Source organism: Brucella cytisi (genome assembly GCF_038433355.1).
Classification (GTDB): domain Bacteria; phylum Pseudomonadota; class Alphaproteobacteria; order Rhizobiales; family Rhizobiaceae; genus Brucella; species Brucella cytisi.
In genome coordinates this window covers 419,168-434,717 of sequence record NZ_JBCAUP010000002.1, presented here as the reverse complement: position 1 = coordinate 434,717, position 15,550 = coordinate 419,168, and the positions used below count along the sequence as shown (strand labels likewise).

Here is a 15,550-nt window from a genome sequence, read left to right as displayed (position 1 = left end):
TGATATTTTGGAGTTCCGCTGACGTCGTGTAGCGAACCTCAGCCAAGGATTTGACATGCGTTATGCGATTTATTTCACGCCGCCATCCAATGATGCGCTTTTGAAGGTTGCCGCAAACTGGCTCGGGCGCAATGCGTTCAGCGGGGAGCCGGTCAAAATGCCCGCGATTCGCTCACTCGCGACCGCTGAAGTCGCCCAGCTGACCGAAGAGCCGCGCCGTTATGGTTTTCATGCGACTATGAAAGCGCCGTTCCGTCTGGATGAAGAACATACTGAAAATGACCTGCTTTCCGCGTTGATGCATTTCGCATCGTCGGCGTCACCGGTCGTCATTCCCCGTTTGAAGCTGCATGCAATTGGCCCGTTCTTCGCTCTCGTGCCGGAAGAGCCGGTTGCTGAGCTGAACCAGCTCGCCAATGATGTTGTCGTTGCCTTCGACCGGTTTCGCGCTCCGCTCACTGAGGCGGAAATTGCAAAGCGGCGACCGGAGCGTCTCAGCGAAACACAGCGGCACAACATCGAACGCTGGGGCTATCCTTATGTTTTCGAGGAGTTCCGCTTTCACATGACCCTGACCGGCCCGGTTGAGGAGAAAGATCGCGCTCGCGTGGAGCGGACGTTGGACGAATTCTTTACGCCGCTGCTGGACGACGCCGTAGAGGTTGCGAATCTCGCGCTGTTCGTGGAACCTGAGAAAGGGGCTCCCTTCGAGGTTCATTCGCTGCATCCTCTGACCGGTGGCAAGGTTGCGTCTGCTCGGGCCTCACGAGCGGTTGGGAGGCCGTAAGCAATGGGAAATGAAACGGTTCTGCGCAACGCCCGTATCGTGCTCTCCGACGATGTCGTTCTCGGTTCGCTGAAGCTCGTCGACGGCAAGATCGCCGATATCTCTACTGGCAACTCCAGTATTGGCGAGGATATGGAAGGCGACTTCCTGACGCCGGGATTGGTGGAGCTTCACACAGATCATCTCGAAGGACACTATGCTCCGCGCCCAAAGGTGCGCTGGAACCCTATTGCCGCCGTGCAGGCGCATGATGCCCAGATTGCCGCCTCAGGGATTACCACCGTCTTCGACGCATTGCGCATTGGCTTTGATGACGACGCCGATACGGGTATCGACGATATGCGCAAGCTATCGTCGGCGATTGCCGAAGGCCGCGACGCGGGCCGTCTGCGCGCCGACCATTTCCTGCATTTGCGTTGCGAGGTTTCCGCACCCGACTGCCTTCCTGCCTTCGAACAGTTTGGCAATCAGGCGCTGGTCAGGCTGGTATCGCTGATGGATCACGCGCCGGGGCAGCGTCAGTTTACGGATATCGAAACCTACAAGACATATTTTATTCGCAAGCTGAAATTCTCGGAAGAAGAGTTCCGGCTTTATTGCGAACGGCGCATCGGGCAGTCCCAGCAATATTCCGCGCCGACACGCAAGGCGATTGCCGAATTGTGCCACCAGCGCGGGGTTATTCTGGCGAGCCACGATGACGCGACGACAGAGCATGTCGCGGAAGCACAGGCACAGGGAATACGCGTCGCGGAATTTCCCACGACACATACAGCTGCGAAAGCGTCAAAAGATTCCGGAATGTCGGTGCTTATGGGGGCGCCGAATGTCGTACGCGGCGGTTCGCATTCGGGAAATGTGTCTGCGCGCGAGCTGGTCGAAGCCGGGCATCTCGATATCATATCGTCGGATTATATTCCGGCCAGCATGATGCAGTCGGCGTTTTTTCTCGCTGATGTCGTCGAAAATATCTCGCTTCCTCAAGCCATTCGTCTGGTTTCCGCCAACCCCGCCAAAGCGGTAGGGCTGGATGATCGCGGCGAGATCGTTGCCGGCAAGCGGGCAGATCTGGTTCGTGTACAGATTGCCGATCACGTTCCGATCATCCGCACCGTCTGGCGAGAGGGACGGCGGGTTATCTAACCTACCGGGATTGGCGTGGTCGGTTCCAGCGCCAGTCTGCCATCATCCAGAATATCGAGCTGCAGAGAGCGATAGCTTTCAATGCTCAGATGGGATGTCTTTGGGGAGTGCGGATGCGTTGCGGTGACCACGACAACGCTTGCACCGGCAGTTTCTCCGGCAACGATACCGGCTGGCGCATCCTCGAATACAAGGCAATTGTGCGGATCGAAACCAAGTCGTTTCGCGCCAAGCTGGAAACATTCGGGGCTCGGCTTGCCACGCTCTACATCTTCGGCGGAAACGATGGTCTTTGGCATCGGCAGTCCTGCTGCGGCGACGCGGCGGGTAGCAAGTTCAAGTGGCGCCGAGGTCACGATTGCCCAACGGTCTTGCGGCAATGAACTGAGAAAGTCATACGCGCCGTCGATAGGTGCGATACCGTCTAGATCCGCCATTTCGGCCTGAAACAATATCTCCGCCTCGCGGATCGGGTCCACGCCCGGCAGAGCGAGGCGACGGACGGTTTCGACTGCCCGGACACCGTGGATCGTCGGCAGGAATGTGACCGGATCGATGCCATGACGTATCGCCCATTCGCTCCACACACGTTCGGTCGCTTCAATGGAACTCAATATCGTGCCGTCCATGTCGAAAAGAAACGCATCGAATGATTTGCCGAAAGGGGAAAAGGAGGTCACGCTGAATGTCCTTTAGCTACGCAGATGAGAATCGGGAGAATGCTTCTGTGATTGATCATAATGTTTATTGGGTGAGAAGACAGTCTTTGGAGCAGCCAGAGTCCCCACATCGGGTATGAAAATTCGCTTCGGCTCACTATATTGAGGAGCGACTGCAATATTGGTGAAACTTGATCATTTCGATCAATTGTGGCTTTTGGCATCCTTCCGAATTCAAATAAATGCCGAAAGCGTCGACTGCGACTGAATCGCATTCTCAGGATTGTTGTATAAATGACTGAAATAAAATCAAAAAAACGCAACTATCCGGATGTGCGCTTTGCTGTTGCGCCCATGATCGCCTGGTCGGACAGACATTGCCGCTACTTTCACAGGCTCTTTTCCAGGCACGCATTGCTCTACACTGAAATGGTCGTGGCGGATGCCATCATTCACGGCCCGCGTGACCGATTGTTGGGTTTCGATGCTGCCGAACATCCTGTGGCACTGCAGCTCGGCGGTTCCGATCCGGTGAAGCTGAAAGAGGCTGCGAAGATCGGTGCCGATTACGGCTATGATGAAATCAATCTCAATGTCGGTTGCCCGTCGGATCGTGTGCAGTCCGGTACATTCGGAGCCTGTCTCATGCAGACCCCGGATGTGGTGGCGCGTTGCGTTTCAGCCATGAAAGAGGCCGTTTCCGTTCCCGTTACGGTCAAATGCCGTATTGGCGTTGACGATCAGGATGTGGAAGTTGCGCTCGACACTTTGACCGATCTGACGCTTGACGCGGGCGCTGATGCGCTTTGGGTCCATGCCCGCAAGGCCTGGCTGAAAGGATTGTCGCCCAAGGAGAACCGCGAGATTCCACCACTCGATTATGATCGCGTCTATCGCCTCAAGGCGCGGCTTGGTGATGTTTTCGTAGGCATCAACGGGGGGATCAATACACTGCACGAAGCAGAGCAGCACTTGCAGACGGTCGATGCGGTGATGCTCGGTCGTGCCGCTTACCATAACCCCGAGATTTTGGCGGAGGTGGATGCGCGCCTTTATGGCGGCGATCAGGCAGATACCTCGATCGCTGATATCATCGATGAAATGTGCGCTTACACTGATCGCCATATCGCGACAGGCGGCAGGCTTTCGCATGTGAGCCGCCATATGGTCGGGCTTTTTACCGGACAGCCGGGCGCGCGGCGCTGGCGGCAAATCCTTTCGACAGACGCCACCAGGCCGGGCGCAAACAGCGACGTGCTGCGTCAGGCCTATGCCGTCGTGACTGAAGCGGCAGCAGAAGCTGCTTAGAATACGTTTCGATCTGATTGGATCAGATCGGCGCTCTCAGTATTTGTTTTAACGCGCATCTTATCCGAAAACCGTTTCACACTTTTCGGGATGCACTCTAATTAATCAGAATAAGCTGGTCGCCGCGGACAGTGAACCCGCCGAGGGTTTGCAGGAAGTTCATGCCAAGTAGGCTGCCGGTCATCAGGCCTTCCTTCGTCACCATTGCGCGCACATTCTGGCGTTCGATATCGCCAATTTGCAATGTAGCAATATTGATGACTGCTGCACTTGCCGTGCCATTGGCCGTCATGATCGGAACGGAATAGTTGAGCGAGGCGGTGTCTATGCCTGCGCGCTCTGCATCTTGCTGGGACAGGACGACCGAAGATGCGCCGGTATCGACCAGAAAGTGAACGCGTTCGCCGTTTACGCGCCCGTTGACCTCGAAATGACCGTTTGCAGCCTTTGCAAGCGTGACAGTCAGGGCACCATCGGCATTGCGGCCCGAAATAGGACTGCCGGGGATTAGCCCGGCCGTGACCCGACTCGCGACGTCCTGCAGCTCATAACGATACTGGTAGCCAGCGACGAGACCGAGGATAATTACGGCCCACATGGCCATATTGCGCGCAAAGTCGGTCAGCTTGATGCCGGAGCCGAGCAAGCCAGCGGCAAGCACGACGCCCCAAATGCCCAGATAGGCTGCGCGGGCAAACACGTCATTGTCCATGCCAAGCGTTGAGCCGCCGTCATTGTTGGACATCAGCAGCAGGACAACAATCGCGACTGCCGCAATAATGAGCCAGAAAAAGCGCCCCATCAGCCAATTCTCTTTTCTACAATAATCTCATGCCTGTCGGCGAGAAGCGCCCAGACGGCCATTCGCTCTTCTGCACTCATACTGGACCAGCGTGCGAGTTCATCCAGCGTCCGGGCACAGCCGAGACAGAAGCCGGTTTCCGTATCTATCGTGCAAACCAATATGCACGGGGATTCGATGGTTGTCGTGTCCATGAATGCAATGTGGTTGCATCAAAGGGCCATGACAAGCCCGGCGAGGACGGCAACCGAACCGATCTGCTGCGCCGCGCCTAGCGTGTCGCCCGTCTGTCCGCCGATTTTTGCGATGCAAAGTCTGGCAAAGCCGAAAAGCAGACCTGTCGCCAGCACAAGCGCATTGATGAGCGAGAGAAATCCACCCACTGGAATGAACGTGAAGACAAGAAAGACCAGCCCAATCCCGAAACCGCAAACAACGGTCTCCCATTGTGGCTGGCCAACACTGTCGGACAGTCCACCGGGACGCGCGGAAGGAAGGGCGTGCCAGAATGCCAGCATGCCTGATCGGCTTGCCGCCTCGCAGCCGACCAGCGCAAGCGCTGCGTATCCCGCGCCTGCGCGGTTGATGATCGCCATCAGTAGAGCCGCTTTCAAACCGACGAAGACAATCAGCGTCAGCGCGGCGAAAGTCCCGATGCGGGAATCTTTCATGATATCCAGCCGACGATCAGGCGAAGAAGCACCGAAGAAACCGTCAGCAGTATCGCCCAGACCGTCTTCATGGAGCGCGCCGGTCATAGCCGCTAGGGCACCAATCGCGAGCAGCGCGCAGGCAAGGGGTGGCAGGTTCACTTTATAGGCGATGAAAAGCACAGCGCCTGCCAGCAGGCCCAGAACTGCTCCCGCGAGAGGAAAGGCACGGGCATTGCGCGGCAACGAATCATCGCCGTTCTCGAACCATCTCTGTGGAAGCGGCAGGCGGCTTAGAAAGCCCAGACTCCGGATCGTGTCGCCAATGAGACTATTTCGCTGCAAGTGACTGTTCCACTTTGTTTCCCGAAACGGATTTCCGCGATAATTCGCCTCAATGTTGCTTCAACTCAAAGAGGTGATTTGAAAATTCGCGTCAGTGCTTATAGGACGGGCCCAACGAATTTACACCTCCCATCATTGATTGGACTGAACTTATGAGCGCCAGCGGTCTACCTTTTGACGATTTCCGAGAATTGATCCGAAATCTGCCGGGGCCTGATCTCGGAGCGGAAAGGGCTGTTCGCGAGCGTGAGGCTACACTGACCAAGCCCGCAGGTTCGCTCGGACGCATGGAAGACATCGTGGCATGGCTTGCCGCATGGACCGGCAAGCGCACACCGCAGATCAATCGCCCGCTGGTGGCGGTGTTTGCAGGCAATCACGGGGTTACGGCCAAGAACATCACGCCATTTCCGCCAAGCGTCACGGCACAGATGGTCGAGAATTTCGCCGCCGGTGGCGCAGCCATCAACCAGATCTGCATTGCCAACGATCTTGGGCTGAAGGTTTTCGATCTGGCGCTGGAGCATCCAACCGGTGACATTACCGAAGAACCGGCCATGGATGAGCGCACCTGCGCCGCGACCATGGCTTTCGGCATGGAAGCGATTGCCGGTGGAACCGATCTCCTATGCATCGGCGAAATGGGTATCGGTAATACCACGATTGCCGCAGCGATCGCGCTGGCGCTCTTCGGTGGTACGGCGGAAGACTGGGTAGGGCCGGGCACGGGCTCAACGGGTGAACTGCTGCAGCGGAAACTCGCCGCCGTTCGTCAGGCCGTAGCCCTCCATCAGGCACACCTGCAGGACCCGCTGGAAGTGCTGAGCCGTCTCGGCGGTCGTGAAATCGCAGCCATGGCCGGTGCAATTCTGGCGGCACGCATGGAGAAAATTCCGGTCATCGTCGACGGTTTTGTGGCAAGCGCTGCCGCAGCTATTCTCTATGCCGCCAATCCGGAAGCCATCGACCATTGCCTGTTCGGCCATGTTTCTGCCGAGCCGGGCCATCGCAAGCTTCTGGAGAAGATGGGCAAGCAGCCGCTTCTTGATATGGGAATGCGCCTTGGTGAAGGAACTGGTGCGGCGCTCGCAGCCAGTATTGTCAAGGCGGCAGCGCTGTGCCACAGCGGCATGGCCACGTTCGAACAGGCTGGAATATCCGGTTCGAAATAACGGTCACCGCATCGTCAAAAAAGCCCGCCATTCGGCGGGCTTTTCTTTTAAATCAATAGCTTAAAAACATCAGTTGTTGTCTTTGTCGAGCACCATGTAGTCGAGCGGCAATTCGGTGGTGTACTTGATCTGCTCCATGGCGAAGGACGAAGACACGTCGCGAATTTCGATCTTGCTGATGAGGCGCTTGTAGAAAGCGTCATAAGCGCCGATGTCCGGCACGGCTACACGAAGCAAATAATCCACATCACCGCTCATGCGGTAGAATTCGATGACTTCAGGGAATTCCTGAACCACTTCGGAAAAGCGCTTCAGCCATTCATGGCTGTGGGAGCTTGTGCGCACCGATACGAACACCGTCACCCGCGCATTGACGCGGATCGGATCGAGAATGGCGACACGGCGCTTGATGACGCCATCTTCTTCAAGTTTCTGGATGCGGCGCCAGCATGGCGTCGTGGAAAGGCCAACTTTCTTGGCAACGTCTGCCACCGCAAGTGTCGCGTCTTCCTGCAATAAGCGCAGTATCTTCCTGTCGAGCCTGTCCATGCGTTTCCGTTCCCGGTTTTAGAAATCGTTTCCCGAACTGTGCGAATAGGTGAAACGTCATACCTTATGGTTCGCAATGATCCGAAGTTACAGGAAAAATATTCTGATGAAAACGAATGGAGTAAAAATTATTTATCGTCTTGGATGAGGTCTCGCACTTTTGCCTGAAGAACGGGCACAACTTCAGCATCGAACCATGGATTTCGCTTGAGCCAGCCGCTGTTGCGCCAGGATGGATGCGGCAAGGGCAGGGCGATTCGACCCGCCGGATTGGGTGTTTCCAAGAAATACCGCCAGTTCCTGACGGTTTCAGTCAGATTGCGGCCCCGATAGTCGGGCAGATGATAGGCAAGAGCGTATTGTCCTACGACCAGAATGAATTCCAGCTGCGGCATTGCCGCGAAAACACGGTCATGCCAGGTCTGGCGGCATTCGCGGCGCGGCGGGAGATCACCGCCATGCTTGTCATAACCGGGAAAGCAGAAGCCCATCGGGACGATGGCAAAGCGTGACGGATCATAAAACTCCTCACGTGAGACGCCGAGCCATTGCCGCAGGCGATCGCCAGACGGGTCGTTGAACGGCAGGGAGGTGTTATGCACGCGAATGCCGGGAGCCTGACCGCAAATGGCAATTCTCGCTGTATCCGAGACGATGCAGACGGGATTGGGCTCGTGCGGTAGGGGCGGCGGAAACTGCGGTGTGTCGCGACAGATGCGGCAAGCCCGGATCGAGTAACTGAGTTCGTCCAGTTTTTCCATGAATACTATCAGTTTCGGGGCAGGATCATTTCGATGAAGGTTCGAATATGTTCCCTAATATAGGTAAAGCCATCGCCGATTACAGCCAGCAACGGTTCGCGGCCGGACGGCTGTTCAATTTCAAGATCGCGATGGTCCTTGCGCCATAGGGACGGTTGCTCAAACTGACCGGCCCAGATGCCAAGCCGGTTGCGGCGGGCGTCGCGTTCCTCCCGCTGATAATCGCCGTAGGAGACGGCCCAGCCCTGTTCAACCATCCAGCGGTTGAGGTCGGTTTCCCCAAGATAACAGCGCGCCAGATCGCGATTATACTGATCTCGTCCCTCTTTCTCGCACCGAATCGAGGACTTCCCGATTCTGGCCCGCAAGATGTTGCGGGCTTCCTTGCCGCAATCGTAAGGGGTTCCTGCCCGAACACACTGCTGTTGCATCTCCGGTGCGTCGATACCCTTGAGACGTATATGTTTCTTGCTGAGAACGACAGTATCGCCATCAATCACATAGACCGGCCCGTTCAATGCCTCTTTAGGCGCCGATTGGATTGGCAGATAGGCGATAAGCACGGCTAAAAAAGAAAATAGTAATATAGTCAATAAGATACTGCGAAAGCTTATGCTGTTGCTTTTGCGAGCCGGACGATAGGGACGTCTGTAAGGGCGACGGTATTTGCTCATAGATAGCTTCGCGACTCCCCGGCATCCTTCATTTTGCGCAGACTGCGAGCTCCTGTCGCTGACGTCAACAAGAGCAGATTGTTGATCGGAACAACAGTCAGTTTGTTGTCAATTAGCAACAGTCTTTACCGTTGCTTTAGGTTAGAAAGAGCTGAGGCACATTTTGCCCATTTCCCGCCACAAACTGGCGTCACCGATCATGGAAAGGCAGAAGCCACCAAAGTATTGAGAGCTGTCAGGCTCCAGCAGGATAGGCAGGAATGACGAAGGGCGCGTTGTTGCACAGCAAACGGATTGGGAACAGGATCACCCCTGTTCGCGCACCCCTTATTCTTTCCAATGATGGTAAGGCTTTTTTCGGCCAAGATCGGGTCTCAGTCTTGACGAAAACAGCGTGCATTCTGTCCTCTATGAATGTTTCCTCTGAATGTGAAAGACCAGCGTTGTGATGCGTATCCGCAGTTTTTCATATAGCGCCCTTGCTATGGCTCTCGGCTTGGCCATTGCCTGTAACAGCGCCTTTGCTTTCGACCTTAATGACGATTCCGAAAAGTCGAGAAGCCCGTTTGAACTCTTCAAGTTCGGCTTTTCCGCATACAAGAATGGTCACAAGGACGAAGCGATCAAGGCATTGCGTTATGCTGCGGATCGCGGCCATCAGGGTGCGAAGTGGAAACTGGCCCGCATGTATGCCGATGGCGACGGCGTGCCGGAAAATGACTATGAAGCCTATAAGATTTTCGAAAAGATCGTTCGCGAAGGTTCGGAACCGGGTTCGGAAAACGACTCTTATGTGGCTGACGCTCTCGTGGCGCTTGCAGGTTATGTGAAGCGCGGCATTCCGGGCTCGCCGGTCAATGCCAATCCGGGTATGGCACGCAATCTCTATGTGCAGGCCGCCTCGAATTTTGGTGATTCCGCTGCCCAGTTCGAGCTTGGTAAAATGCTGCTCGACGGCGACGGCGGAGAACGCAATTCCATTCAGGCCGCACGTTGGTTCCAGCTTGCCGCCAAGAAGGGTAATGCCGGTGCGCAAGCCATGCTCGGCAACATGCTGTTTCAAGCAGGCAAGACCGTTCGTGGCCTCGCTATGATGACCGCAGCTTTCGAACGCTGCCCGACCGAAGATTGCCCATGGATACGCGATATGCAGGAGCAGGCATTCTCGATTGCCGGCGAAGCGGACCGTCGCAATGCGATTGCGCTCTCCAGTGACTACGTCACCAAAGGCGACTTCTGATTTAGCTGGAAACGCTATGGTCTTGATTTAGCGTCAGTTCTCAGACCGAAAGCGTTATTGTCACCGGCACATGGTCGGATGGCTTCTCCCACGCACGGACGTGCTTTTCCACATCACTCGATATGAAACGATTGGCCGCCTCCGGCGACAGCATCAGATGGTCGATACGGATGCCGTTGTTTTTTTGCCAGGCACCAGCCTGATAATCCCAGAACGAGTAAATCCCGCGATCGTCGGCTGATGCACGGATTGCATCGGTAAAGCCCAGATTTTCAAGCCTGCGGAATGCCTGACGCGATTGTGGCTTGAAGAGCGCGTCGCCCACCCACTGTTCGGGATTCTTGGCATCGTCCGGCTCGGGAATGACGTTATAGTCACCGGCAAGCACCAAAGGTTCTTCAAGAGCAAGGCGATCTTTCGCCCACAGCTCAAGCCGCTGCATCCACGAAAGCTTGTATGGAAATTTCTCCGTGTCCACGGGATTGCCGTTCGGCAAGTAAAGTGAAACGACGCGGACAACGCCCTTGTCTGTTGAGTAGACACCTTCGATAAAGCGCGCCTGCTCATCGCCATCGTCGCCGGGAAGACCGCGATTGACCTCATCCGGTGATTTCTTGGACAGAAGCGCGACGCCGTTGAAGCCCTTTTGGCCGTGTGTTTCCACATGATAGCCGAGCGCTTCAATCTCCAGGCGCGGAAACTGCTCATCGACCGACTTGATTTCCTGCAGGCAGGCAATATCGGGCGAGGACTCCTTCAGCCAGTGTTGGAGGTTCTCGATACGGGCTTTGACGCCGTTGATGTTCCAGGTCGCGATTTTCATATCGCTATGATTATGCGCTTGGGGAGGTGAGGGCAAGCAGGGCGCAATCGCGCGTCACAGCTTTTCATCGGCCACAATTTCGATATCCGGGGAAAAATCGGCTCAAGACTATTTGTATTGGCGGTTTTGCATTCCTATTTGCTCTGGACAGGAGCCAAACAGGAGATATTCGAATGTTCGACGCCAAGAAACTTCTCGAGCAGTTTCTGGGATCACAAGTACCCGGTACGTCGGGAAGTGTCCGCGACAAGGCCGGGCAGGTGACAGACCTGGCAAAGAAGAACCCGCTTGCAACGGGAGCCATTGCCGCCGCCATTCTTGGCACGAAGACCGGGCGCAAGCTCGCGGGCAATGTGGCGACCGTCGGCGGCATCGCTGCCATCGCCGGATTGGGATATCTTGCCTACAAAAATTACAAGTCCGGTCAGGCACCGCAGACGGCCGAACAGCCGGTCGCGAAGGAGCCCGAGCTTCTTCCTCCGCCCCCGGCCGATTCTCCGTTTCACCCGCAATCTCCCGCTATGAGCAACAGTTTTGCGCTGACACTCGTGCAGGCGATGATTGCCGCCGCGAAAGCCGACGGTCATATTGATGATGCCGAGCGGGCTCGCATCATGGAGAAGGTGAAGATTTCCGGTCTTGATGACGAGGCGGAAGCCTTCCTTGAGAAGGAGCTTGCCGATCCCGTTGATCTCAATGTTCTGGTTTCAGCCGCGCAGACTGAGGAGCAGAAGGTCGAGCTTTATACGGCTTCGCGTCTTGCAATAGACCCCGATAACAGGGCTGAACGTGGATATCTGGATATGCTGGCTGGTCGTCTCGGCCTGCCGGATGCCCTGGTGGATCACATCGAAGCGACGGTCGCTTCGGTAAAGGTTTGAGGCCGGTTGTGTTCCGGCAGCCATGAAAAAACCGGCCGCCACATGGCAGCCGGTTTTAAATCTTCTATTCGCGTATTCGCGCGCCCGTCAGATGGCGAAGCTGGTTCCGCAGCCGCAGGCCGAAGTGGCGTTCGGATTGCGGATCTGGAACGACTGTCCCATCAGATCGTCGACGAAATCGATTTCCGAACCATCCATATAGGGAACTGAAATGGAATCGATCAGCACCTTGGCGCCGAGCTTCTCGATGACGATGTCGTCGTCGGTCTGCTCATTAACCAGATCGTATTTATAGGAGAAACCGGAACACCCGCCGCCCTCGACAGAAACGCGAAGGGCAGTCTTTCCCGGTTCCGATCCGAGAATCTTGGCGATCCGCTTTGCTGCGGAATCTGAAACGGTAATGCCTGTCATCTGCCTTGTTCCGTTTGCAATTGCGAATATCGAACCGGGTGATTTCTCCAGATTTCCGATAGCCGCATACTTGCCTTCATGATTAGCTGATAGCTATGAACGCGAACTGCGGAAGTCAATATTCGCGCCAGTTTTGTGTAATCATATTACAGTGAAGGATGCATCGCAATGTCGCTGGAAGGAATAGGCTTCGGTTATCGCGAACGCGCGCCCTATGCCTGTGATCCTGCACGGAGCCGTGGTCGTCTGGTGCCAGAGCCGGAAAGCCCGACCCGCACACCATTCCAGCGCGATCGCGACCGTATCATCCATTCCACAGCGTTTCGTCGTCTGAAACATAAGACGCAGGTTTTCATCGCTCATGAAGGTGATCATTACCGCACGCGGCTTACGCATACGATAGAGGTCGCCCAGATTGCGCGTGCGTTGGCGCGCGCATTGCGGCTCGATGAAGATCTGGCCGAGGCGGTAGCGCTTGTCCACGATTTTGGCCACACACCCTTTGGCCATACGGGCGAGGAAGCGCTCAACGATCGCATGAAGGCGTTCGGCGGGTTCGACCATAATGCACAGTCGCTCCGGATCGTGACCAAGCTCGAACATCGATATGCCGATTTCGACGGGCTTAATCTCTCGTGGGAAACGCTGGAAGGGCTAGTCAAGCACAACGGGCCGCTGTTGGGCGCTCATGCAGCACATCCGGATGCCGCTGTTCCGTTGCCGATCCTCGACTTCAATGAACGCTATGATCTGGAGCTCACTCGGTTCGCCAGTCTCGAAGCGCAATGCGCGGCCATTGCCGACGATATTGCCTATAACGCTCATGACATCGATGACGGCTTGCGGGCAGGGCTTTTGAGCCTTGATGCACTTGACGAAGTGCCGTTGACGAAACGCCTGCTCGATCTCGTGCGGGCGCGTTATCCCGGTCTCGATCCCGTGCGAACCGGACATGAGCTGGTGCGCAGGCAAATCACCATCATGGTGGAAGATGTGATCGAGGAGGCCCAGCGCCGTCTGGCAGTGGCAAAACCGCAGAGCGTTGAAGATGTGCATGGCCAGTCGCACGCACTGGTGGCGTTTTCCGATACCATGCGCACCGACGAAAAAGTGCTGAAGCGGTTTCTGTTCAAGAATCTCTATTTCCACGACAGCGTCGTGGTGCGCAGACATGCCGCCGACAAGATATTGCAGGATCTTTTTGATACCTGTTTCACCAATCCGTCGATCATGCCGTCAGAGTGGCAATCGGGCTGCGAGACGCTGGATGAGGCGGCGCGGGCGCGGCGGGTCGCTGACTATCTTGCCGGGATGACTGACAATTATGCCGTGCGAGAACACCGACGATTGTTTGACCACACACCCGATTTAGCTTAATCGGGGGCCAAACGAAGCGGCATCTATCGGCAGTTTGACCGGATTCCGTACAGGATTAGAGCATTTCCAGCAAAAGTGCGAAGCGGTTTTGCGTCGGACAATGCGACAAAACAAAGCCCGGCGTAAGCCTGACAGGACAGACCATGAATATCTTTGCAGATTTCGACGCACGTATCAAAAAGACGTTGCAAGATATTGATCTGAAACCGAAAGACGGTGGCGATTTAGACCTTTCGCGCATCGGTGTCGAGCCGCCGCGAGATGCTTCCCATGGTGATATCGCAACCAATGCTGCGATGGTGCTCTCCAAGGCCGTCGGTCAGAACCCGCGTGAACTTGCCGGTCGCATCGCCAAGGCTCTTGCCTCGGATACCGACGTCGAGACGGTTGATGTCGCCGGTCCGGGCTTCATCAATCTGCGTCTGAAGGCCACTTACTGGCAACGCGAACTCTCGGCGATGCTGAATGAAGGTAAGGATTTCGGTCGCTCCAAGCTTGGTGCAGGATCGAAGGTCAATGTCGAATATGTTTCGGCAAACCCGACGGGCCCGATGCATGTGGGCCATTGCCGTGGCGCAGTCGTGGGTGATGTTCTGGCCAATCTGCTGAAATTTGCAGGCTATGATGTGGTCAAGGAATACTACATCAACGATGCCGGTGCGCAGATCGATGTGTTGGCGCGGTCCGTCATGCTGCGCTACCGTGAAGCACTCGGTGAAAATATCGGTGAAATTCCGTCTGGTCTTTATCCCGGCGACTATCTCGTTCCTGTCGGGCAGGAGCTTGCCAAGGAATTTGGTTCGAAGCTTCTGGAAATGCCGGAAGCCGAAGCGCTTGTTCTCGTAAAGGATCGCACGATCGATGCCATGATGGCGATGATCCGCGCCGATCTCGATGCGCTCAACGTGCACCATGACGTGTTCTTCTCCGAGCGCAAGCTGCATGTTGATCACGCACGGGCGATTCGCAATGCAATCAACGATCTGACGCTCAAGGGCCATGTCTACAAGGGCAAGCTGCCGCCCCCGAAGGGTCAGCTTCCGGAAGACTGGGAAGATCGCGAGCAGACATTATTCCGTTCGACGGAAGTGGGTGACGATATCGACCGTCCTCTGATGAAGTCCGATGGCGCTTTCACCTACTTTGCAGGCGATGTGGCCTATTTCAAGGACAAGTACGACCGCGGCTTCAACGAGATGATCTATGTGCTGGGTGCCGATCATGGCGGCTACGTCAAGCGTCTGGAAGCGGTCGCAAGGGCTGTTTCCGACGGCAAGGCGAAGCTGACGGTGTTGCTCTGCCAGCTGGTCAAGCTGTTCCGTGATGGCGAGCCTGTGCGCATGTCGAAGCGGTCAGGCGAATTCATCACGCTGCGCGACGTCGTAGATGAAGTCGGCCGCGATCCGGTTCGTTTCATGATGCTTTACCGGAAGAACGATGCGCCGCTGGATTTCGATTTTGCCAAGGTGACGGAACAGTCGAAGGATAATCCGGTCTTCTACGTGCAATATGCTTCCGCACGTTGCCATTCGGTTTTCCGTCAGGCTGCCGATCAGCTTGGCCTCGCCGATCTCGACCGAGTCGGTATGGCTGCGCATTTCGACAAGCTGACCGATGAGAGCGAAATTGCACTCGTTCGCAAGCTTGCCGAATATCCGCGTCTGATCGAGGCTGCGGCCATTCATCAGGAGCCGCATCGGCTTGCTTTTTACCTCTATGATCTCGCCAGCGCGTTCCATTCACAGTGGAATAGAGGCACAGAGAACCCGGACTTACGTTTTATTAAGGTTAACGATCCAGACTTGTCATTAGCCAGGCTAGGGCTGGTACAGGTTGTTTCCGATGTGCTGACTTCCGGATTGACGATAATCGGTGCGGACGCTCCAACGGAAATGCGCTAGAGTATAGTTCGAAGGTGAAAGCCTTTTGAGATGGATTATACTCGAAGAATGGTCTCCGCAGCTC

Annotated in this window: 17 protein-coding genes; 8 read left to right on the top strand and 9 right to left on the bottom strand. The window is 55.8% G+C overall.

Annotation, left to right across the window (positions count from 1 at the left end; translation table 11 throughout):
- The first annotated feature begins 55 nt into the window (after positions 1-55).
- Entirely contained in the window at positions 56-787 is a 732-nt protein-coding gene (locus tag AAE521_RS04375) for a DUF1045 domain-containing protein (RefSeq protein ID WP_342060570.1), read from the top strand.
- 3 nt (positions 788-790) lie between these two features.
- Positions 791-1,930 carry an alpha-D-ribose 1-methylphosphonate 5-triphosphate diphosphatase gene (locus AAE521_RS04370; RefSeq protein WP_342060569.1) on the top strand — a complete coding sequence of 380 codons (1,140 nt, stop codon included), beginning with the start codon at positions 791-793 and terminating at the stop codon, positions 1,928-1,930.
- On the opposite strand, the gene AAE521_RS04365 is transcribed toward AAE521_RS04370, so the two are convergent.
- Positions 1,927-2,610 carry an HAD family hydrolase gene (locus AAE521_RS04365; RefSeq protein WP_043062161.1) on the bottom strand — a complete coding sequence of 228 codons (684 nt, stop codon included), beginning with the start codon at positions 2,608-2,610 and terminating at the stop codon, positions 1,927-1,929. The genes AAE521_RS04370 and AAE521_RS04365 overlap by 4 nt on opposite strands.
- Before the next feature lie 273 nt (positions 2,611-2,883).
- Between AAE521_RS04365 and dusA the strand changes: the two genes are divergently transcribed.
- A complete protein-coding gene (dusA, locus tag AAE521_RS04360) occupies positions 2,884-3,897 on the top strand; it encodes a tRNA dihydrouridine(20/20a) synthase DusA (protein WP_342060568.1) in 1,014 nt (337 codons plus the stop codon).
- Between the two features lie 97 nt (positions 3,898-3,994).
- On the opposite strand, the gene AAE521_RS04355 is transcribed toward dusA, so the two are convergent.
- The 3 genes from AAE521_RS04355 to AAE521_RS04345 are packed head-to-tail and all read right to left on the bottom strand — an operon-like array spanning position 3,995 to position 5,694.
- Positions 3,995-4,699, bottom strand: a complete 705-nt coding sequence (locus AAE521_RS04355) for a TIGR02281 family clan AA aspartic protease (RefSeq protein WP_342060567.1) — start codon at positions 4,697-4,699, stop codon at positions 3,995-3,997.
- Positions 4,699-4,893 carry a DUF1289 domain-containing protein gene (locus AAE521_RS04350; RefSeq protein ID WP_342060566.1) on the bottom strand — a complete coding sequence of 65 codons (195 nt, stop codon included), beginning with the start codon at positions 4,891-4,893 and terminating at the stop codon, positions 4,699-4,701. Before AAE521_RS04350 ends, AAE521_RS04355 begins: the two co-directional genes overlap by 1 nt.
- Positions 4,894-4,911: 18 nt before the next feature.
- Positions 4,912-5,694 (bottom strand): adenosylcobinamide-GDP ribazoletransferase, encoded by a 783-nt coding sequence (locus tag AAE521_RS04345; protein ID WP_342060565.1) that lies wholly within the window; start codon positions 5,692-5,694, stop codon positions 4,912-4,914.
- Between the two features lie 152 nt (positions 5,695-5,846).
- Here AAE521_RS04345 and cobT point away from each other — a divergent pair, with 152 nt between their 5' ends.
- Positions 5,847-6,866, top strand: coding sequence for a nicotinate-nucleotide--dimethylbenzimidazole phosphoribosyltransferase (gene cobT / locus AAE521_RS04340; RefSeq protein ID WP_029924973.1), 1,020 nt, complete (start codon positions 5,847-5,849; stop codon positions 6,864-6,866).
- Between the two features lie 69 nt (positions 6,867-6,935).
- Here cobT and AAE521_RS04335 read toward each other — a convergent pair whose 3' ends face one another.
- The 3 genes from AAE521_RS04335 to AAE521_RS04325 form a co-directional block, all read right to left on the bottom strand.
- Entirely contained in the window at positions 6,936-7,415 is a 480-nt protein-coding gene (locus AAE521_RS04335; RefSeq protein WP_010661230.1) for an Lrp/AsnC family transcriptional regulator, read from the bottom strand.
- Positions 7,416-7,543: 128 nt separating this feature from the next.
- A complete protein-coding gene (locus AAE521_RS04330) occupies positions 7,544-8,185 on the bottom strand; it encodes a uracil-DNA glycosylase family protein (protein WP_342060593.1) in 642 nt (213 codons plus the stop codon).
- Entirely contained in the window at positions 8,185-8,850 is a 666-nt protein-coding gene (locus AAE521_RS04325; RefSeq protein ID WP_036586828.1) for a thermonuclease family protein, read from the bottom strand. The genes AAE521_RS04330 and AAE521_RS04325 overlap by 1 nt, the downstream gene beginning before the upstream one ends.
- A gap of 448 nt (positions 8,851-9,298) precedes the next feature.
- Between AAE521_RS04325 and AAE521_RS04320 the strand changes: the two genes are divergently transcribed.
- Complete coding sequence (locus tag AAE521_RS04320) at positions 9,299-10,090, top strand: tetratricopeptide repeat protein (protein WP_010661233.1); 792 nt, start codon at positions 9,299-9,301, stop codon at positions 10,088-10,090.
- A 40-nt stretch (positions 10,091-10,130) separates the two neighbouring features.
- Here the strand turns inward: AAE521_RS04320 and xth are convergent, their stop codons facing one another.
- Positions 10,131-10,913 (bottom strand): exodeoxyribonuclease III, encoded by a 783-nt coding sequence (xth, locus tag AAE521_RS04315; protein ID WP_071633083.1) that lies wholly within the window; start codon positions 10,911-10,913, stop codon positions 10,131-10,133.
- 173 nt (positions 10,914-11,086) lie between these two features.
- On the opposite strand from xth, the gene AAE521_RS04310 reads away from it, so the two are divergent.
- Positions 11,087-11,794: a tellurite resistance TerB family protein gene (locus AAE521_RS04310; protein WP_010661235.1), complete on the top strand. Its 708-nt coding sequence runs from the start codon at positions 11,087-11,089 to the stop codon at positions 11,792-11,794.
- Positions 11,795-11,881: 87 nt separating this feature from the next.
- On the opposite strand, the gene erpA is transcribed toward AAE521_RS04310, so the two are convergent.
- The gene (erpA, locus tag AAE521_RS04305) at positions 11,882-12,208 is read right to left on the bottom strand and encodes an iron-sulfur cluster insertion protein ErpA (protein WP_071633081.1); all 327 of its coding nucleotides are present in this window, start codon (positions 12,206-12,208) and stop codon (positions 11,882-11,884) included.
- A gap of 168 nt (positions 12,209-12,376) precedes the next feature.
- Here erpA and AAE521_RS04300 point away from each other — a divergent pair, with 168 nt between their 5' ends.
- The gene (locus tag AAE521_RS04300; protein WP_071633080.1) at positions 12,377-13,585 is read left to right on the top strand and encodes a deoxyguanosinetriphosphate triphosphohydrolase; all 1,209 of its coding nucleotides are present in this window, start codon (positions 12,377-12,379) and stop codon (positions 13,583-13,585) included.
- A gap of 143 nt (positions 13,586-13,728) precedes the next feature.
- On the top strand, positions 13,729-15,486 hold the full coding sequence (gene argS / locus AAE521_RS04295) for an arginine--tRNA ligase (protein ID WP_342060564.1): 1,758 nt from the start codon (positions 13,729-13,731) through the stop codon (positions 15,484-15,486).
- Positions 15,487-15,550 lie beyond the last annotated feature (64 nt).